Annotated in this window: 17 protein-coding genes; 15 read left to right on the forward strand and 2 right to left on the reverse strand. The window is 70.3% G+C overall.

Annotation, left to right across the window (positions count from 1 at the left end):
* The 12 genes from OG519_RS28230 (at window position 1) to OG519_RS28285 (ending at window position 14,834) form a co-directional block, all read left to right on the forward strand.
* The gene (locus OG519_RS28230) at window positions 1-873 is read left to right on the forward strand and encodes a glycosyltransferase family 2 protein (protein WP_405593077.1); all 873 of its coding nucleotides are present in this window, start codon (window positions 1-3) and stop codon (window positions 871-873) included.
* Between the two features lie 81 nt (window positions 874-954).
* Window positions 955-1,884, forward strand: a complete 930-nt coding sequence (locus tag OG519_RS28235; RefSeq protein WP_405589609.1) for an ABC transporter permease — start codon at window positions 955-957, stop codon at window positions 1,882-1,884.
* Complete coding sequence (locus OG519_RS28240; RefSeq protein WP_405589612.1) at window positions 1,877-2,677, forward strand: ABC transporter ATP-binding protein; 801 nt, start codon at window positions 1,877-1,879, stop codon at window positions 2,675-2,677. Before OG519_RS28235 ends, OG519_RS28240 begins: the two co-directional genes overlap by 8 nt.
* A 316-nt stretch (window positions 2,678-2,993) precedes the next feature.
* On the forward strand, window positions 2,994-3,881 hold the full coding sequence (gene hpnC / locus OG519_RS28245; protein ID WP_405589615.1) for a squalene synthase HpnC: 888 nt from the start codon (window positions 2,994-2,996) through the stop codon (window positions 3,879-3,881).
* The gene (hpnD, locus tag OG519_RS28250) at window positions 3,878-4,822 is read left to right on the forward strand and encodes a presqualene diphosphate synthase HpnD (protein ID WP_405589618.1); all 945 of its coding nucleotides are present in this window, start codon (window positions 3,878-3,880) and stop codon (window positions 4,820-4,822) included. The genes hpnC and hpnD overlap by 4 nt, the downstream gene beginning before the upstream one ends.
* A gap of 130 nt (window positions 4,823-4,952) precedes the next feature.
* A complete protein-coding gene (gene hpnE / locus OG519_RS28255) occupies window positions 4,953-6,383 on the forward strand; it encodes a hydroxysqualene dehydroxylase HpnE (RefSeq protein ID WP_405589621.1) in 1,431 nt (476 codons plus the stop codon).
* Complete coding sequence (locus OG519_RS28260; protein ID WP_405589624.1) at window positions 6,380-7,450, forward strand: polyprenyl synthetase family protein; 1,071 nt, start codon at window positions 6,380-6,382, stop codon at window positions 7,448-7,450. Before hpnE ends, OG519_RS28260 begins: the two co-directional genes overlap by 4 nt.
* Window positions 7,451-7,549: 99 nt before the next feature.
* Window positions 7,550-9,601, forward strand: coding sequence for a squalene--hopene cyclase (gene shc, locus OG519_RS28265; protein WP_405589627.1), 2,052 nt, complete (start codon window positions 7,550-7,552; stop codon window positions 9,599-9,601).
* 3 nt (window positions 9,602-9,604) lie between these two features.
* Window positions 9,605-10,204, forward strand: coding sequence for a 1-hydroxy-2-methyl-2-butenyl 4-diphosphate reductase (locus OG519_RS28270; RefSeq protein WP_405589630.1), 600 nt, complete (start codon window positions 9,605-9,607; stop codon window positions 10,202-10,204).
* Window positions 10,205-10,209: 5 nt separating this feature from the next.
* Window positions 10,210-11,238 carry an adenosyl-hopene transferase HpnH gene (hpnH, locus tag OG519_RS28275; protein ID WP_405589633.1) on the forward strand — a complete coding sequence of 343 codons (1,029 nt, stop codon included), beginning with the start codon at window positions 10,210-10,212 and terminating at the stop codon, window positions 11,236-11,238.
* 136 nt (window positions 11,239-11,374) lie between these two features.
* On the forward strand, window positions 11,375-13,396 hold the full coding sequence (gene dxs, locus OG519_RS28280; protein WP_405593079.1) for a 1-deoxy-D-xylulose-5-phosphate synthase: 2,022 nt from the start codon (window positions 11,375-11,377) through the stop codon (window positions 13,394-13,396).
* A complete protein-coding gene (locus OG519_RS28285) occupies window positions 13,383-14,834 on the forward strand; it encodes an aspartate aminotransferase family protein (protein WP_405589636.1) in 1,452 nt (483 codons plus the stop codon). The genes dxs and OG519_RS28285 overlap by 14 nt, the downstream gene beginning before the upstream one ends.
* Before the next feature lie 127 nt (window positions 14,835-14,961).
* On the opposite strand, the gene OG519_RS28290 is transcribed toward OG519_RS28285, so the two are convergent.
* Together OG519_RS28290 and OG519_RS28295 are read right to left on the reverse strand one after the other, a co-directional pair.
* Window positions 14,962-15,795 (reverse strand): tyrosine-protein phosphatase, encoded by an 834-nt coding sequence (locus OG519_RS28290; protein WP_405589639.1) that lies wholly within the window; start codon window positions 15,793-15,795, stop codon window positions 14,962-14,964.
* Window positions 15,796-16,154: 359 nt separating this feature from the next.
* Window positions 16,155-16,613, reverse strand: a complete 459-nt coding sequence (locus tag OG519_RS28295) for an ATP-binding protein (protein ID WP_405589642.1) — start codon at window positions 16,611-16,613, stop codon at window positions 16,155-16,157.
* Between the two features lie 179 nt (window positions 16,614-16,792).
* Between OG519_RS28295 and OG519_RS28300 the strand changes: the two genes are divergently transcribed.
* From OG519_RS28300 to OG519_RS28310, 3 genes are all read left to right on the forward strand, one after another.
* Window positions 16,793-17,620, forward strand: a complete 828-nt coding sequence (locus OG519_RS28300; RefSeq protein WP_405593081.1) for a helix-turn-helix domain-containing protein — start codon at window positions 16,793-16,795, stop codon at window positions 17,618-17,620.
* A 102-nt stretch (window positions 17,621-17,722) separates the two neighbouring features.
* The gene (locus tag OG519_RS28305; protein ID WP_405593083.1) at window positions 17,723-17,938 is read left to right on the forward strand and encodes a DUF397 domain-containing protein; all 216 of its coding nucleotides are present in this window, start codon (window positions 17,723-17,725) and stop codon (window positions 17,936-17,938) included.
* A gap of 124 nt (window positions 17,939-18,062) precedes the next feature.
* Window positions 18,063-18,869: an SAM-dependent methyltransferase gene (locus tag OG519_RS28310; protein ID WP_405589645.1), complete on the forward strand. Its 807-nt coding sequence runs from the start codon at window positions 18,063-18,065 to the stop codon at window positions 18,867-18,869.
* Window positions 18,870-19,017 lie beyond the last annotated feature (148 nt).

The following is a 19,017-nucleotide window of genomic DNA, read 5'->3' on the forward strand; positions in this document are numbered from 1 at the left end:
CTGAAGCTCGGTGCGGTGATCATCACCATGGGCAACCGGCCGGCCGAGCTGCGGGATCTGCTGGACTCGGTGGCCAAGCAGCTCGGCCCGGAGATCGAGGTGGCGGTGGTCGGCAACGGCTCACCGCTGCCGCCGCTGCCCGAGGGCCTGCGCACCGTCGAACTGCCGGAGAACCTGGGCATCCCCGGCGGCCGCAACGTCGGCATCGAGCTCTTCGGTCCCGCCGGGCGCGAGGTGGACGTGGTGCTCTTCCTCGACGACGACGGCCTGCTGCCTTCCGAGGACACCGGCGAGCTGGTCAGGGCCGCCTTCGCGGCCGATCCGAAGCTCGGCATCATCAGCTTCCGGATCGCCGACCCGGAGACCGGGACCACCCAGCGCCGCCACGTGCCCCGGCTGCGCGCCTCCGACCCGATGCGCGACTCGCGGGTCACCACCTTCCTCGGTGGCGCCAGCGCGGTCCGCACCCGGGTCATCGAGGAGGTGGGCCCCCTTCCCGAGGCCTTCTTCTACGCTCACGAGGAAACGGATCTGGCCTGGCGTGCTCTTGACGCGGGGTGGCAGATCGAGTATCGATCCGATCTGGTGCTGCACCATCCGGCCACCTCACCGGCCCGGCACGCGGTCTACCATCGTCTGGTGGCGCGTAACCGGGTGTGGCTGGCCCGTCGCAACCTGCCCTGGCTGCTCGTCCCGATCTATCTCGGCGTATGGTTCGCACTTACGCTGGTGCGCCGGCCGTCCCGTCAGGCGTTGCGCGCCTGGCTCGGCGGGTTCCGGGAGGGCTGGTCGTCTCCTTGCGGAGAACGCCGACCGATGCGCTGGCGCACGGTCTGGCGGTTGACCCGGCTGGGCCGACCCCCGATCATCTGAAAAGCTCAGACCTGAGAGCATCAGGCGCAGCCTGGGATTCCCCGTGTCCCGGCGCGCACCTTGAGGACGAAAGTGTCAACTGTGAGCGAGACAACGCACAATGGTGCGGTCGCCGTCGGTGCCCCACCCGCACCCTCGGCCGATGACGGCCTCAGCCCCTCCCAGCTTGCGGCCAAGTACGGCCTCACCGTCAGTGGTGCCCGTCCCGGGCTGACGGAGTACACGCGGCAGTTGTGGGGCCGTCGACATTTCATCAACGAGTTCGCCAAAGCCAGGACCGCGGCCCAGTACACCCAGGCACGCCTGGGACAGCTCTGGCAGGTGATGACCCCGCTGCTCAACGCGGCGGTCTACTACCTGATCTTCGGTCTGCTGATCGGCACCAGCAAGGGCATCGACAACTTCATCGCCTTCCTGGTGACCGGCATCTTCATCTTCACCTTCACCCAGTCCTCGGTGATGAGCGGGGTCAGGGCGGTCGCGGGCAACCTCGGTCTGATCCGGGCCCTGCACTTCCCGCGGGCCTCGATGCCCATCGCGTTCACGCTGATGCAGCTCCAGCAGCTCATGATGTCGATGTTCGTACTCTTCGCCATCGTGCTGATGACCGGTGAGACACCGGACATGTCCTGGCTGCTGGTCATCCCGGCGCTGCTGACCCAGTGGGTCTTCAACACCGGCCTGGCGATGATCGTGGCCCGCCTCGGCAGCAAGATGACCGACCTGGCGCAGCTCATGCCGTTCATCCTGCGCACCTGGATGTATGTCTCCGGCGTCATGTACAGCATCGACAAGCTGACCGCGTCCGCGCCGCACTTCGTCCGCATCCTGCTCGACATCAACCCGGTCGCGGTCTACATCGGCCTGATGCGCTTCGCGCTCATCGACAGCGTGACCGCCTCGCAGCTCCCGCCGCATGTGTGGGCGAGCGCTGTGGGCTGGGCCGTGCTGGTGGGAGTCGGTGGCTACATCTACTTCTGGAAGGCTGAAGAGCAATATGGCCGTGGCTGAGCAGCAGACCCTGGTAAGCACGCCGGCCGCCCAGACCCGGGTGCCGACGGTGATCGTGGACGACGTGCACATCGTCTACACCGTGTACGGCGCCGGCACCGGCAAGGGCAGCGCGACCGCCGCCCTCTACCGGCTGGTGGCCCGCAAGGGCTCGCCCAACATCCGCCGGGTGCACGCGGTCCGCGGTGTCACCTTCACCGCCTACCGCGGTGAGGCGATCGGCATCATCGGCTCCAACGGATCCGGCAAGTCGACGATCCTGCGGGCCATCGCCGGCCTGCTCCCGCCGGAGAGCGGCAAGATCTACACCGACGGCCAGCCGTCCCTGCTGGGTGTCAACGCCGCGCTGATGAACGACCTGACCGGTGCCACCAACGTGCTGCTCGGCGGTCTCGCCATGGGCATGTCGCAGGAGGAGGTCCGCAGCCGCTACAAGGGCATCGTGGACTTCTCCGGCATCAACGAGAAGGGCGACTTCATCTCGCTGCCGATGCGGACCTACTCCTCGGGTATGGCCGCCCGGCTGCGCTTCTCCATCGCCGCCGCCAAGAACCACGACGTGCTGATGATCGACGAGGCACTGGCCACCGGTGACCGCGCCTTCCAGAAGCGCTCGGAGGACCGGATCCGGGAGCTGCGCAAGGAAGCGGGCACGGTCTTCCTGGTCAGCCACAACAACAACTCCATCCGGGACACCTGCGACCGGGTGCTGTGGCTGGAGAAGGGTGAGCTGCTGATGGACGGCGACACCGACGAGGTGCTCAAGGCCTACGAGGCCCACACGGGTAAGTGACCGAACCGCAACATTCCCAGGGCATGATGGGCGACCCCCGCCGGATGATCCGGCGGGGGTCGTGTGTTGTGACCGTTGTCGAGACCTGTCCGTGGGGTCACGCCCCCGGCGTACGCCGGGGGATGGCCGGACGTAAGCTGTACCGGTGCTGGGAGCCTGCTGATGATCGAGACCGGGTGTGGTGGAAGCCTGGTGCGGCGTGTCCGAAATGGGAAGATTCGACCGCGCGGTGTAGAACGGGGGGTGTGGCGGCCATGATGATCGGGACCATCCTGCTCCGGGGCACGTTCGCCGCCTGTGTGCCGGGAACCCCGCGGTGACCGGGGACAACGCGTCCCGGGCCGTCCTGGACAAGGCCGCGCGCGAGAACTTCCCGGTGGCACCGGTGTTTCTGCCGCGTGCCTGGCGTCAGGACCTGATGGCGGTCTACGGATACGCCCGGCTGGTCGATGACATCGGTGACGGTGATCTGGCCGGCGGCGGCCGCGGCGACGCGGTCCGTCTCGGCCTCGATCCGGCGGCGGCCGGTGACCGGATCGCGATGCTGGACGCCTTCGAGGCCGATCTCGACCGGGTGTTCGACTCGACGCCCCGGCATCCGCTGCTGGCAGCCCTCCAGCCGACGGTCCGTAAGCACGGCCTCACCCCGGAACCCTTCCGCGGGCTGATCGGCGCCAACCGGCAGGACCAGTCGGTGCGCCGCTACGCCACCTATGACGACCTGCTGGCGTACTGCGAACTGTCCGCCAATCCGGTCGGCCGGCTGGTGCTCGCCATCACCGGCACCGCCACCCCCGAACGGATCCGCCTGTCGGACGCGGTCTGCACCGCGCTCCAGATCGCCGAGCACCTCCAGGACGTGGCCGAGGACCTCGGCCAGGACCGGATCTATCTGCCGGCCGACGACATGAAACGCTTCTCGGTGGACGAGGCCGACCTCGCCGCACCGAGTGCCGGCACCCAGGTCCGCGAACTCATCGCCTTCGAAACCGGCCGGGCCCGCGAGCTGCTGGCCGAGGGCGCGCCTCTGGTCGGCACCGTCCGCGGCCGGCTCCGGTTGCTACTCGCCGGTTTCGTGGGCGGTGGACGTGCCGCGCTGACGGCCGTGGAGAATGCGGGATACGACGTGCTGGCGGTTTCGCCCAAAGCCACCAAGCCCGGCCTGCTGCGCGAGGTGGGTTCGACATTGCGAAGAGAGGGGTGAGCCGGACCGTGAACGGTTCCGCCCACACGTCCGGACAGGTACTTGCGGCATACAGGTACTGTGAGACCGTGACCGGCCACGAGGCCCGCAACTTCGCCTATGGAATCCGACTGCTGCCGACTCCCAAACGGCAGGCCATGTCGGCTCTCTACGCGTTCTCCCGGCGGGTCGACGACATCGGCGACGGTGAACTCCCGCCGGACGAGAAAGTCCGCCGCCTCGATCTGACCCGGGCGACCCTCACCCGGGTCAAAGACGGCGAGGTCGCCGAGGACGACATCGACCCGGTGGCCGTGGCGCTCGCCGACGCGGCCGCCAAGTTCACCCTTCCGCTCGATGGCCTGGACGAACTCATCGACGGCGTTCAGATGGACGTTCGAGGCGAGACGTATGAAACCTGGGAGGATCTGGCCGTTTACTGCCGCTGTGTGGCCGGCGCCATCGGAAGGCTTTCGCTCGGCGTTTTCGGCACCGTCGGTGGGAACGATCCCGCACGTGCCGCCGAATACGCCGATACGCTCGGCCTCGCCCTGCAACTCACCAACATCCTCCGGGACGTCCGCGAGGACGCCGACAACGGCCGTACCTATCTGCCCGCCCAGGATCTCGCCAAATTCGGCTGCGCGGCCGGATTCCAGGGCGAGACCGCGCCCGCCGGCTCCGACTTCGCCGGTCTGGTGGAGTTCGAAGTGCGCCGCGCGCGGGCCCTGTTCGAAACCGGCTACCAGCTACTGCCGATGCTCGACCGCCGCAGCGGCGCGTGTGTCTCCGCCATGGCGGGCATCTACCGCCGGCTGCTGGAGCGGATCGCCGCCGACCCCGAGGCGGTGCTGCGCGGCCGGGTCTCGCTGCCCGGCCGGGAGAAGGCGTACGTCGCGCTGCGCGGCCTCGCCGGCCTCGACGCCCGCCGCTCCGCCCGTCTGCCGCAGGGGGACGCGTGAGTCCCACCCGCGAGGGCGCGGGCTCGGCCGGAGGCAACCAACCGCACCAGGCAACCAGGGCCCCTCACACCGCGTCACCCTCCGCGACGGCCCACGGCACCCCGCCGGGCGCCGACCCAGGGGAGGGCGCATGAGCGGCACCCACACCGCCGAAGGACCGGCCGTCCGGTCCGGGACCGGGCCCGGCCCGCGTACCGCGGTGGTGGTCGGCGGCGGACTGGCCGGCACCACCGCCGCGCTCGCGCTCGCCGACGCCGGCGTCCGGGTGACCCTCACCGAGGCCCGCCCGCGGCTCGGCGGACTCGCCTTCTCCTTCCGCCGCGGCGACCTCAGCGTCGACAACGGCCAGCACGTCTTCCTGCGCTGCTGCACCGCCTACCAGTGGTTTCTCGACCGGATCGCCGCCCGCGACCTGGTCACCCTGCAAGACCGGCTCGACGTACCGGTGCGCGACGTGGCCACCGGACGCCTCGGCCGGATCGGCCGGGTCGGGCTGCCGGTGCCGCTGCATCTGGCGCCCAGTCTGATCCGCTACCCGCACCTGTCGTTGCGCGAGCGCGCCTCGGTCGGCCGCGCCGCCCTCGCGCTGCGCGGGCTCGACCTCGCCGACCCGGTGCTCGACGACGTCGACTTCGGCAGCTGGCTGGCCGCCCGCGGCCAGTCGCCGCGCACCATCGAGGCGCTGTGGGACCTGGTCGGAGTGGCCACCCTCAACGCGGTCGCGGGCGACTCCTCGCTGGCCCTGGCCGCGATGGTCTTCAAGACCGGGCTGCTCTCGCAGCCGGGCGCAGCCGACATCGGCTGGGCCGCGGCCCCGCTCGGCGAACTCCACGACGACCGGGCCCGCGCCGCGCTCGACCGCGCCGGCGTCCGCACCCTGCTGCGGACCCGGGCCACCGGGATCACGGCGGACCCGGACGGCGGCTGGCAGGTCTCGGTGGAGACCGGACCCGGCCAGCCGGCGCAACTCGACGCCGGCACCGTGGTGCTGGCCGTCCCTCAGCGCGAGACCCATGGACTGCTGCCGGCCGGCGCGCTGGACGATCCGGAAAAACTGTTGCGCATCGACACCGCGCCGATCCTCAATGTTCATGTGATCTACGACCGCAGGGTGCTCGGGCAGCCGTTCCTCGCGGCGCTCGGCAGCCCTGTCCAATGGGTCTTCGATCGCACCGAGACCTCCGGACTTACCGGCGGCGGCCAGTATCTGGCGCTGTCCCAGTCCGCGGCGCAGGACGAGATCGACCTGCCGGTCGCCGAACTGCGCGACCGCTATCTGCCCGAGCTGGAGAAGCTGCTGCCGGCCGCTCGCGGCGCCGGCGTCCGCGACTTCTTCGTCACCCGGGAGCGCACCGCGACCTTCGCGCCCGCGCCGGGTGTCGCCGCTCTCCGCCCCGGACCTGCCACCCGCGCCCCCGGCCTGTTCCTGGCCGGGGCATGGACCGCCACCGGTTGGCCCGCGACCATGGAAAGCGCGGTACGCAGCGGGCTGTACGCCTCCCGGGACGCGGTGACCGCCCTCGGGCTGCCATTCGACAACGGCGTCCTGGAGGCGGCATGAGTGCTATTGGTGCAACAAGAGGAGAGAACGTGACCGCTGACAGCGTCATCGGGCTGCTGGAGAACGGCCGCATCCTGACCACTCCGGTGCTCCGCGCGGCCGTGGCACGCCTCGCCCCCCCGATGGACACCGTCGCCTCCTACCACTTCGGCTGGATCGACAGCACCGGCCGGCCCGCGGACGGCGACGGCGGCAAGGCCGTCCGCCCCGCGCTGGCGCTGCTGTCGGCGCAAGCGGCCGGCGCGCCCGCCGAGACCGGCGTCCCCGGCGCCGTCGCGGTGGAGCTCGTGCACAACTTCTCGCTGCTGCACGACGACCTGATGGACGGTGACGAGCAGCGCCGGCACCGCGACACGGTGTGGAAGGTGCATGGCCCGGCGCAGGCGATCCTGGTCGGCGACGCGCTCTTCGCGCTCGCCAACGAGGTGCTGCTCGAACAGGGCACCGTCGACGCCGGCCGCGCCACCCGCCGGCTGACCACCGCGACCCGCAAACTGATCGACGGTCAGGCGCAGGACATCTCCTTCGAGCACCGCGAACGGGTCACCGTCGAGGAGTGCCTGGAGATGGAGGGCAACAAGACCGGCGCCCTGCTGGCCTGCGCCTCCTCCATCGGCGCGGTGCTCGGCGGCGCCTCCGAGGCGGACGCCGACGCGCTGGAGGAGTACGGGTACCATCTCGGTCTCGCCTTCCAGGCGATCGACGATCTGCTGGGCATCTGGGGCGATCCGGCCACCACCGGCAAGCAGACCTGGAGTGACCTGCGGCAGCGCAAGAAGTCCCTGCCGGTGGTCGCCGCGCTCGCCGCGGGCGGCCCCGCGTCCGAGCGGCTGGGTGAACTCCTGGCAGCCGACGCGAAAAATCCGGAGAACGATGCGTTCAGCGAGGAAGAGTTCGCCCTGCGCGCAGCGTTGATCGAAGAAGCCGGTGGCCGGGAATGGACCTCGCAGGAGGCCAGGAGGCAGTACGCGACCGCGATCGGCGCGCTCGACTCGATGGACATGCCGGAACACGTTCAACGGAAGCTTGTCGGCCTGGCGGATTTTGTGGTGGTTCGCGAGAAGTAGAGAAAACCCAGTGGAGCGTTTGACGTCGCCAGTCCCTTTCATGTGACGGCCGACGGCCGCCCCCAACACCGCAGAAGTCTCAACTGCAAAGGGGAAGCCATGACAGCGACGACCGATGGCAGTCCGGGTAAGCCAACCGACCGGACACCCTCGGCCAGCAGTACCTCGGAGCCGGATCCTGATCCAGCCGGCGCTCCCGAGGCGGCGGCGCAGCGTGCCGTGCAGCGCGCCACCGACCACCTTCTGGCACGGCAGCACGCCGACGGATGGTGGAAGGGCGACCTTGAGACGAACGTGACCATGGATGCGGAGGACCTGCTGCTGCGCGAGTTCCTCGGCATCCGGGACGACAAGATCCTGGCCGCGTCCGCCCGCTGGATCCGTTCGCAGCAGCGCGAGGACGGCGCCTGGCCGACCTTCCACGGTGGTCCGGGCGACCTCTCGGCCACCATCGAGGCGTATGTGGCGCTGCGGCTCGCCGGTGACGCCCCCGACGAGGCACACATGTCGCTTGCCGCCAAATGGTCGCGGGGCGAGGGCGGAGTGGCCGGCAGCCGGGTGTTCACCCGGATCTGGCTCGCCCTGTTCGGCTGGTGGAGCTGGGACGACCTGCCGGAGCTGCCGCCCGAGCTGATCTACCTGCCCAAGTGGATGCCGCTGAACATCTACTCGTTCGGCTGCTGGGCCCGGCAGACCATCGTGCCGCTGACCGTCGTCGGCGCCCACCGACCGGTCCGCCCGGCTCCGTTCGGCATCGACGAGCTGCACATCAATCCCCAGCAGCCGAGCCCCAAGCAGCGCAAGGCCCCGATCACCAGTTGGGACGGCATCTTCCAGCGCCTCGACCAAGTCCTGCACGTCTACCGGCGGGTGACCCCGCGCAGTGTGCGGCGCTCGGCGATGAACGCCTGCGCACGCTGGATCATCGAGCGCCAGGAGGCGGACGGCTGCTGGGGCGGCATCCAGCCGCCCGCCGTCTACTCGGTGATCGCCCTGCACCTGCTCGGTTACGACCTCGACCACCCGGTCATCAAGGCCGGCCTCGACTCGCTCGACCGTTTCGCGGTCTGGCCCGAGGACGGGGTGCGGATGATCGAGGCGTGCCAGTCCCCGGTGTGGGACACCTGTCTCGCCGCCATCGCGCTCGCCGACGCCGGACTGCCCGCCGACCATCCCGCGCTGCTCAAGTCGGCCGACTGGATGCTCGGCGAGCAGATCACCCGGCCCGGTGACTGGTCGGTGCAGCGCCCGCAACTCGCGCCGGGCGGCTGGGCCTTCGAGTTCCACAACGACAACTACCCGGACATCGACGACACCGCGGAGGTGGTCCTCGCGCTGCGCCGGGTCGCCCACCCCGACCAGGCCCGCCTGGACGCCTCGGTGGAACGGGCGGTGCGCTGGAACGTCGGCATGCAGTCCAGGAACGGTGCCTGGGGCGCCTTCGACGCCGACAACACCAGCCCCTTCCCCAACCGGCTGCCGTTCTGCGACTTCGGCGAGGTCATCGATCCGCCGTCCGCCGACGTCACCGCGCATGTGGTGGAGATGATGGCCGCGCTCGGCCTCGAGCACGATCCGCACACCCGGCGCGGCATCGACTGGCTGCTCGCCGAACAGGAGGACAACGGCGCCTGGTTCGGCCGCTGGGGGGTCAACTACATCTACGGCACCGGATCCGCGGTGCCGGCGCTGGCCGCCGCCGGGCTGCCGGCCAGCCATCCGGCGATCCGCCGGGCGGTGGCCTGGCTGGAGTCGGTGCAGAACACCGACGGCGGCTGGGGCGAGGACCTGCGCTCCTACACCGAGCAGGAGTGGATCGGCCGCGGCAACTCCACCCCCTCGCAGACCGCCTGGGCGCTGCTCGCCCTGCTGGCGGCCGGCCGGCGGGAGACCGAAGCGGTGGCCCGCGGGGTGCGCTGGCTCATCGACACCCAGTTGCCCGACGGCTCCTGGGACGAGCCCTACTTCACCGGGACCGGCTTCCCCCGGGACTTCTCCATCAATTACCACCTGTACCGGATGGTCTTCCCGCTGACCGCGCTGGGCCGTTACGTCCGCAACGAGCCGTTCGGCGCGGGCCACCCCGGCAACACCGCGGTCGCGGCGGCGGGCGTCGGCCCCAGCATCGGCAGCACCGGAAAGGGGGCCTAGTTCGTGGGCCGAACCCAGCCGCCGCTGCTGGTGGTGTGTGCTCTGCGCATTGAGAGGTTCGCGCTGCGCAGGGGCACGGCCAGGCTCGCGGAACCGGTCACCGTGCTCAGAACGGGCATGGGACCCAAGGCCGCGGACCGCGCCGTACGCGAGGCCCTGCGGGACCCCGCGCTGCACGACGCGGCCGTCCTGACCACCGGTTTCTGCGCGGGGCTCGCCCCCGGTATGCGGCCGGGCGATGTGGTCGTCTCCGATGACGGATACGAGAGCGCGGCGCTCGCCGCCACGCTCAAGGCCGTCGGCCACACCGTGCACATCGGCACTCTCGCGGAATCCGACCATGTCGTGCGGGGCGCCGAGCGCACCGCACTCGCGGCGAGTGGTGCCATCGCCGTCGACATGGAATCGGCCGCGATGCGGCGCGCCGCCCTCGCCGAGGGCGTCCACCACGTCGCGGCGGCCCGCGTTGTCGTCGACACGCCCGAGTTCGAACTCGTGCGGGTCGGAACGCTGCGCACCGGATTGATCGCATTCCGGGTGCTGAGAGATCTTGTTCCCGCCTTTCATGATTGGCACCGCACTACCACGCTCCCCTGGAGGTGAGCCAGATGGCTATGCCGCTCCGTCAGTCCATCCGCGTCGCGTCGTACCTCGTCGAACAGAAAATGGTCAGGCGACGCGAAAAGTTCCCGCTGATCGTCGAACTCGAACCGCTCTTCGCCTGCAACCTCAAGTGCGAGGGCTGCGGCAAGATCCAGCACCCGGCCGGTGTGCTGAAGCAGCGTATGCCGGTGGCGCAGGCCGTCGGCGCGGTGCTTGAATCGGGTGCGCCGATGGTTTCCATCGCGGGTGGCGAGCCGCTGATGCACCCCCAGATCGATGAGATCGTGCGCCAGCTCGTCAAGCGCAAGAAATATGTCTTCCTCTGCACCAACGCCCTGTTGATGCGCAAGAAGATGGACAAGTTCACCCCGTCGCCGTATTTCGCTTTCACCGTGCATATCGACGGGATGCGGGAGCGCCACGACGAGTCGGTGGCGAAGGAAGGCACCTTCGACGAGGCGGTCGAGGCCATCAAGGAGGCCAAGCGCCGCGGTTTCCGGGTGACCACCAACTCCACTTTCTTCAACACCGACACTCCGCAGACGATCATCGAGGTGATGAACTTCCTCAATGACGAGCTGGAGGTCGACGAGATGATGCTGTCGCCCGCCTACGCCTACGAGAAGGCGCCCGACCAGGACCACTTCCTCGGGGTGACGCAGACCCGTGAGCTGTTCAAGAAGGCGTTCGACAACGGCAACCGGCGCAAGTGGCGGCTCAACCACACCCCGCTCTTCCTGGACTTCCTGGAGGGCAAGGCCGACTTCCCCTGCACCGCCTGGGCCATCCCCAACTACTCCCTCTTCGGCTGGCAGCGCCCCTGCTATCTGATGGCGGACGGCTATGTGCCCACGTACGACGAGCTGATCGAGAAGACCGACTGGGACAAGTACGGCCGCGGCAAGGACGACCGGTGCGACAACTGCATGGCGCACTGCGGTTACGAGCCCACCGCCGTGCTGGCCACCATGGGTTCCCTCAAGGAGTCGATCCGCGCCGCCCGGGAGACCGTGGCCTCGAACCGCGCGAAGTGACCTCCCGATAGACGCCTGACGAGCCACCGGCGCGGTGCACGCGCCGACACCGGTGGCTCGTCGGCGTACCGTCGCCGGCCGAGGACAGGCGGCCGGCGTGACGCAGCAATCCCGGCAGGGGGAACGAGGTCCGCACATGTCGATGCTGGAGAACATCCGCAGTCCACACGACCTGAAGGCACTGCCCGACGGCCGGCTCGACGAGCTGGCCGCCGACATCCGCCGCTTCCTCGTCCAGGCGGTGGCCAGGACCGGCGGCCATCTGGGACCGAATCTGGGCGTGGTGGAGCTGACGATCGCGCTGCACCGGGTCTTCGACTCGCCCGCCGACCGGATCCTGTGGGACACCGGCCACCAGTCGTACGTGCACAAACTGCTCACCGGCCGGCAGGACTTCTCCAAGCTCCGCAGCAAGGGCGGTCTGTCCGGCTACCCCTCGCGCGCCGAGTCCGAGCACGACGTGATCGAGAACAGCCACGCCTCCACCGTGCTCGGCTGGGCCGACGGCCTGGCCAAGGCGAACGAGGTGCGCGGCCGCGACGACCACGTGGTGGCCGTGATCGGCGACGGAGCCCTCACCGGCGGCATGGCCTGGGAGGCGCTGAACAACATCGCCGCCGCCAAAGACCGCCCGCTGATCATCGTGGTCAACGACAACGAGCGCTCCTACGCCCCCACCATCGGCGGCCTGGCCAACCACCTGGCCACCCTGCGCACCAGCGACGGCTACGAACGCTTCCTGTCCTGGGGCAAGCAGGTCCTCCAGCAGACCCCCGTCATCGGCCAGCCGCTCTACGAATCCCTGCACGGCGCCAAGAAGGGCTTCAAGGACGCCTTCGCGCCGCAGGGCATGTTCGAGGACCTGGGCCTGAAGTACCTCGGCCCGATCGACGGCCACGACATCGCCGCCATGGAGTCCGCGCTGCGCCGGGCCGGCCGCTTCAGCGGTCCCGTGGTGGTGCACTGCCTCACCGAGAAGGGGCGCGGCTTCCCCGCGGCCGAGCAGGACGAGGCCGACCGCTTCCACACCGTCGGCGCCATGGACCCGCTGACCTGTCTCCCGCTGGCGCCGGCCGGCGGCCCCTCGTGGACCTCGGTCTTCGGCGAGGAGATGGTCAGGATCGGCGACGAACGGCCCGACGTGGTCGCCATCACCGCCGCCATGCTCCAGCCGGTCGGCCTCGAAGGCTTCGCCAAGGCGTACCCGCACCGGGTCTTCGACGTGGGGATCGCCGAGCAGCACGCCGCGACCTCCGCCGCCGGGCTCGCCACCGGCGGTCTGCACCCGGTCGTCGCGGTCTACGCGACCTTCCTCAACCGCGCCTTCGACCAGGTGCTGATGGACGTGGCGCTGCACAAGTGCGGTGTCACCTTCGTACTGGACCGGGCCGGGGTGACCGGGGTGGACGGCGCCTCGCACAACGGCATGTGGGACATGTCCATCCTCCAGGTCGTCCCGTCGCTGCGGATCGCCGCGCCCCGCGACGCCGACCAACTGCGCGCCCAACTCCGCGAGGCGCTCGACGTGTCCGACGCGCCCACCGTCGTCCGCTTCCCCAAGGAGACGGCCGGCGTGCCGCTGCCCGCCCTCGGCCGGATCGGCGGCATGGACGTGCTGCACGGGCCGGCCGACGGCTCGGGCGGCGATGTGCTGCTGGTCGCGGTCGGCGCGCTGGGCGCCACCTGCCTCACCGCGGCCGAACTCCTCGCCGACCGGGGCGTCCGCGTCACCGTGGTCGACCCGCGCTGGGTCAAGCCGGTCGACGCCGCCCTGCCCGAACTGGCCTCCCGCCACCGGCTGGTCGCGGTCGTCGAGGACAACGGCCGTACCGGCGGCGTCGGTTCCGTGATCGCCCAGGCGCTGCGCGACGCCGGAGTGGACGTACCGCTGCGCGACTTCGGCATCCCGCAGGAGTTCCTGGCGCACGCCAAACGCGGCGAGATCCTCGCCGACATCGGGCTGACCCCGGCGGAGATCGCCGGCGCGATCGGCGCGACACTGACACGTATCGCGGGCGGAGCCTTCGGCGCGGCCATCCCCGCGCCCAGCGCCGGCGCCACCGGGACCTCCGCGCAGGAGGCACCGGAGGGGACCCCCGCGCACACCTCGGTACGGATCCACCCACGCAAGGAGCAGGTGAGCGATGACATCGTCTGACGCGACGCCCGAGGGCAGCGGCGCACCCGCGGCCGGAGCGGCGCCCGGCGGGCAGCACAAGGGCTTCGATCTGGCGACGCTGCTCGCCGAACGCGGCGGCGAGCGCTACGACCTGCACACCCGCCACCTCAACCACCAGCTCCCGCGGATGCTGCACACCATCGGCTTCGACAAGTACTACGAGCGGGCCGAGGGCGCCCACTTCTGGGACAGCGAGGGCAACGACTACCTGGACATGCTGGCCGGCTTCGGGGTGATGGGGATCGGCCGGCACCATCCGGTGGTCCGCAAGGCGCTGCACGACGTCATCGACGCCGGGCTGCCCGACCTCACCCGCTTCGACTGCCAGCCGCTGCCCGGCCTGCTCGCCGAGAAGCTGCTCGCGTACACCCCGCACCTGGACCGGGTCTTCTTCGGCAACAGCGGTACGGAGTCGGTCGAGACCGCGCTGAAGTTCGCCCGCTACGCCACCGGCAAGCCCCGGGTGCTGTACTGCACCCACGCCTTCCACGGCCTGACCACCGGCTCGCTCTCGGTCAACGGCGAAGGCGGCTTCCGGGACGGCTTCGCCCCGCTGCTGCCCGACACCGCGCTCGAGATGGGCGATCTGGACGCGCTGGAGCGGGAGCTGAAGCGCGGCGACGTGGCCGCCCTGATCGTGGAACCCATCCAGGGCAAGGGCGTCTACCTCTCGCCGCCCGGCTATCTGCGGGCCGCCCAGGAGCTCCTGCACAAGCACAGGGCACTGCTGATCGCCGACGAGGTGCAGAGCGGACTCGGCCGGACCGGGGACTTCTACGCCTACCAGCACGAGGAGGGCGTCGAACCCGACCTGGTGTGCGTCGCCAAGTCGCTGTCCGGCGGATACGTGCCGGTCGGCGCCACCCTCGGCAAGGACTGGATCTTCAAGAAGGTCTACTCCTCGATGGACCGGGTGCTGGTGCACTCCGCCAGCTTCGGCTCCAACGCGCAGGCCATGGCGGCCGGCCTCGCCACCCTCGCGGTGATGGAGGACGAGCAGGTGGTGGCGAACGCCCGCCGTGTCGGCGACCTGCTGCGCACCCGGCTGGCGGCCCTCACCGACCGCTACGAGCTGCTGAAGGAGGTACGCGGCCGGGGTCTGATGATCGCCATCGAGTTCGGCCGCCCCAAGTCCCTCGGCCTGCGCAGCCGCTGGACGATGCTCCAGACGGCCCGCAAGGGCCTGTTCGCCCAGATGGTGGTGGTACCGCTGCTCCAGCGGCACCGCATCCTCACCCAGGTCTCCGGGGACCACCTCGAAGTGATAAAGCTGATCCCACCGCTGATCATCGACGAGGCGGACGTGGACCGCTTCATCACCGCGTTCACCGAGGTGATGGACGACGCGCACGGTGGCGGCGGTCTGATGTGGGACTTCGGGCGCACCCTGGTCAAGCAGGCGGTCGCCAACCGCTAGCGCGGGTGTCCGCCGGCCGGGAGCGCCGGCCCTCGCGCCGGGAGCGCCGGCCGTCGTGCCGGGGGAGCGGGCCGGGACCGGGGGAGTGGGCCGGAAAGGGCCGCCCCCGGCGCCGGTGGCCGCGGGGTCACCGCGTCAGCAGCCGCTCCCTGAGCAGCTCGCGCCGCTCCGGCGTCAGGCCCAGGCCCTCGGCCAGATAGCGGTCGACCGTGCCCCACCGCTCCTCGATGGTCGCGAAGGCGGTCCGCAGATACTCCACCCGGGCCTCGAACAGCGGCCGGAGCAGCTCGCGGATGGCCGGGTCGATCGCGGTGCCGGTGCTGCCGTCGCCGCGCACCACCTTGTAGCGGTGGTTGCGGGCGTTGCTCTTCAGGTAGTCCTCCTCGATCGCCGAGCGCCGCACGCCGAGCGCCAGCAGGATGATCGCGACGGAGGTGCCGGCCCGGTCCTTGCCGGCCGCGCAGTGCAGCAGCGCCGGCAGCGCCGGATCCTCGGGGTCGGTGAGCAGCGCCAGCATCCGGGAGTGCTCACCGGTGCGCTCCAGGATGAGCCTGCGGTAGGCCTCCGACATCCGGGCCTCGCCCTTGCCGTCGCCCAGCAGGTCATGGAGGGTCGCCACGTCGCCGTCGCGGACCGTGTGCCAGAAGCCGGAGCCCTCGGCCGGGTCGCTGAGCGGCATGTTGAGGTTGTGGGTGCCCGCGAGCAGGGCGTCAGGACCCTCGAGCGCGATGTCGTCGCCGTTGCGGAAGTCGAAGACGGTGTGCAGGCCCAGCTCGCCGAGCAGCGCCGCGTCGTCCGCGGTGGCGTGCGCCAGATGGCCGCTGCGGAAGAGCACGCCCGGCCGGACCCGGCGGCCGTCAGTGGTGGGCAGCCCGCCGACATCGCGGAAATTGCGCACACCGGTCAGCTCGGGTTCGCGTTCTGGCTCTCTCGGCGCGGACTCCCGCACTTCCTGTCTCACCGGCGCTCCTCACGTGGCTGCTCTGGCTGGTCTGGGGGCCTGGCTGCTCTTGCCCGGTCAGGCTGTTCCGGCTGGTCGAGCCGTCGGAGGCGTCCGCCGGGCAGTGCCGACGATACGGCAGCCGGGCCGTTTCGTACCGGCTGGTAGACCCCGGTCGGGACGCGCGCCGAGGATTGGCTCCACCCGTCCGCGGCGGGCCGTACCCGGGTCCGCGCGGGGAGTCCTCAGGTGACGGCGTCACACCCGAGCGGCCGGATCTGCTGTGGCCCCGCCCGGGACCGAGCGCCGCGAACGGCCGCGGCGAAGTCAGCGGGAGAGACGCGGCGGCGAAGTCAGCGGGAAAAACGCAGCGTGAAAGATCAGAAGGGCGCGTGGTGCTGGGCCAGTTCGGCCCACACCACGCGCCCCGTGCCGCTGTCCACCGGGTCCGATCCCCAGGCCTGCGAGAGGACACTCACGAGGAGCAGTCCCCGTCCGCCTTCCTCGTCGGCTTCGGCGGCACAAGGCTCGGGGACCCCGGTTCCCCTGCCCTGGTCGGTCACTTCCAGCCGGATGACAGCACCCAGATCCCGCAGTACGCAGGTGATCTGCTCGCTCGCGGTGTGCCGTACGGCGTTGGTGAAGAGTTCGGTCACCACCAGGCTCACGTCGTCGCACAGCTCCGGATCGGCTCCCCACGCGCCGAGGCGCGCGCGGACCCGCCCGCGGGCGTCCGCCACGGAGGCGGTCGACGCGGGCAGCCGGAAGACGTCACGGCGGCTGGAAACGCCGACGCCGTAACGGGTGTCGTACCGCAGGGCGTCAGGTGAAGGAACCACGTCGCAACTATGGGGCCCGTGTCGGACACATGGCAAGGTCCGATCTGTAATTTGCAGAATCGCCTGGACAAGCTGTCCCCCAGTACCGATGTCATGACACACTACTTGCCAGTCAAGGGAGTTGGAGGATGAGGCTCGTGATGGACCCGCGGCCGGGTGGTGCTCCGACCGTCCTGCGTATGGTGCTCGGGAAACGCCTCCAGGTCCTGCGGGAGCAGGCCGGGTTCAGCTACGAGGAAGCCGGGCGGGCCCTCGACGTCACGCACGCCACCATCCGCCGGATGGAGAAGGCCGAAGTCGGGCTCAAACTCCCCTACGTGGAAAAGCTCCTCTCCACTTACGGCGTCAACTCCGCCGAGGAGATCGGCGGCTTTCTCGCCCTGGCCCGTGAGGCCAACCGCCCCGGCTGGTGGCACAGCTTCCGCGACGTCCTCCCTGACTGGTTCAGCGCCTTCGTCAGCCTGGAGGGCGAGGCCACCGTCATCCGCGCCTACGAGCCGCACTACGTACCCGGCCTCCTCCAGACCACCGACTACGCCCGCGCCGTGCTGCGGGCCGGACTGCCGCACGCGGCGCCGGAGGAGATCGACCGCCTCGTCACCCTGCGGATCGAGCGCCAGTCACTGCTGCTGGGCAAGGACGCCCCGCCGCTGCTCTGGGTGGTGATGGACGAGACCGTGCTGCGCCGCCCGATCGGCGGCCGGAAGGTCATGCGCGACCAGATCGGCGCCCTGATGGACGCCACCGAGCGGACCAACGTACGGCTCCAGGTGATCCCGTTCAACGCGGGCCCGCACCCGGCCATGTACGGACCGTTCCACATCTTCCGGTTCCAGCTCCAGGAAATACCCGATATCGCGTACGCCGAGAGCCTCGTCGGCGGCGTCTACTTCGACGAGCGGGACGACGTGTCCACGTTCCTGGAAGCGCTGGACCGGATGTGCGCGCAGGCAGCGCCGGCACAAAGTACCAAGGCCATCCTGGATGGCATGCGCAAGGAGATCTGAACCATGGATCGCATCACCAACGACCGTCCGGACGCCATATACAACGGCGGGTACGCGTACGACGCCCGCTACGAAGCCTCGTACGACGGTGTCTACAACGGAATGCCCGCCACCGACCTCGGTGCCGACGGCTGGCGGAAGCCCTGGAGCGGCGGGAACGGCGGGTCCTGCGTCGAGGCGAAGCGGCTGAACGACGGACGGGTGGCGCTGCGGCAGTCCACCGACCCGCACGGTCCGGCGCTGATCTACACCAACAACGAGATCACCTCGTTCATCCTCGGCGCCAAGGCCGGCGAGGCGGACTTCCTCCTCTCATGACCGCCCGCCCCGTGCCCGACCGGCACGCCGGACACCACGGCCGCCGCCGGCCCACCGAGCCGCGGCCGCGCCAGGGATCTGCGATCCACCACCAGCACCACGGACCGATGAAGGCGAGGACGGCGTGACCGACCAGGGATTCACCGTCGAGGAGATAGACACCAGCAGGCCGCACCCGGCCCGTATGTACGACTACTTCCTCGGCGGCCGGGACAACTACGAGGTCGACCGGGAGGCGGCCGACCGCGTCTTGGACATCGCCCCTGAGGTCCCCGCCAGCGCCCGCGCCAACCGTGACTTCCTCAGCCGCGCGGTGCGTTTCCTGGTGGAGGGCGGCATCCGGCAGATCATCGACATCGGTACCGGCATCCCCACCTCGCCGAACACCCACGAGATCGCCCACGCGGTCTCCCCGGACGTACGGGTCGCGTACATCGACAACGACCCGATCGTGGCCACCCACGCCGGCGCCCGGCTGCTCGGCACCGGCAACACCGGCTTCTTCCTCGGCGACATGCGCGACCCGCGGAGCATCCTGGAACACCCCACCATCGGCGAACTCATCGACTTCAAGGAGCCGGTGGCGCTGATGCTGGTCTCGGTGCTGCACTTCGTCACCGAGGAGGAGGACCCGGCGGGCATGATCGCCGCCTACCGCGACAGCCTGCCGGCCGGCAGCCCGCTGGTGCTCTCGCACGCCACCGGCGACTTCCACGTCGACCACGTGGACGAGGTGCTGGAGATCTACAAGAAGGCCACCGCCTCGCTCACCCCCCGCAGCCACGCCGAGGTGCTGCGGCTCTTCGACGGGTTCGAGCTCGTCGACCCCGGGCTGGTCCAGGTGCCGCTGTGGCGCCCGGACGGCCCCGAGCCCGAGCCCGAGGAGCTGCGCGGCATCTCGGTCTACGGCGGGGTCGGCCGCAAGAACTGACCGGTCGGCCGGCCCGCCGCCACGGCCGGGCACGTAAGCTCTGACGGCGGCGTGGGCCGCCCCGCGCCGCGGGTTCCGGTGCCCGGCCGGCGAGACTTCATGGGGGAGTCTCGCCGGCCGGGCCCACCCCGGGGCGAGGCGGCCCGGA

It is taken from the genome of Streptomyces sp. NBC_01190, assembly GCF_045039895.1.
Taxonomy (GTDB): Bacteria; Actinomycetota; Actinomycetes; order Streptomycetales; family Streptomycetaceae; genus Actinacidiphila.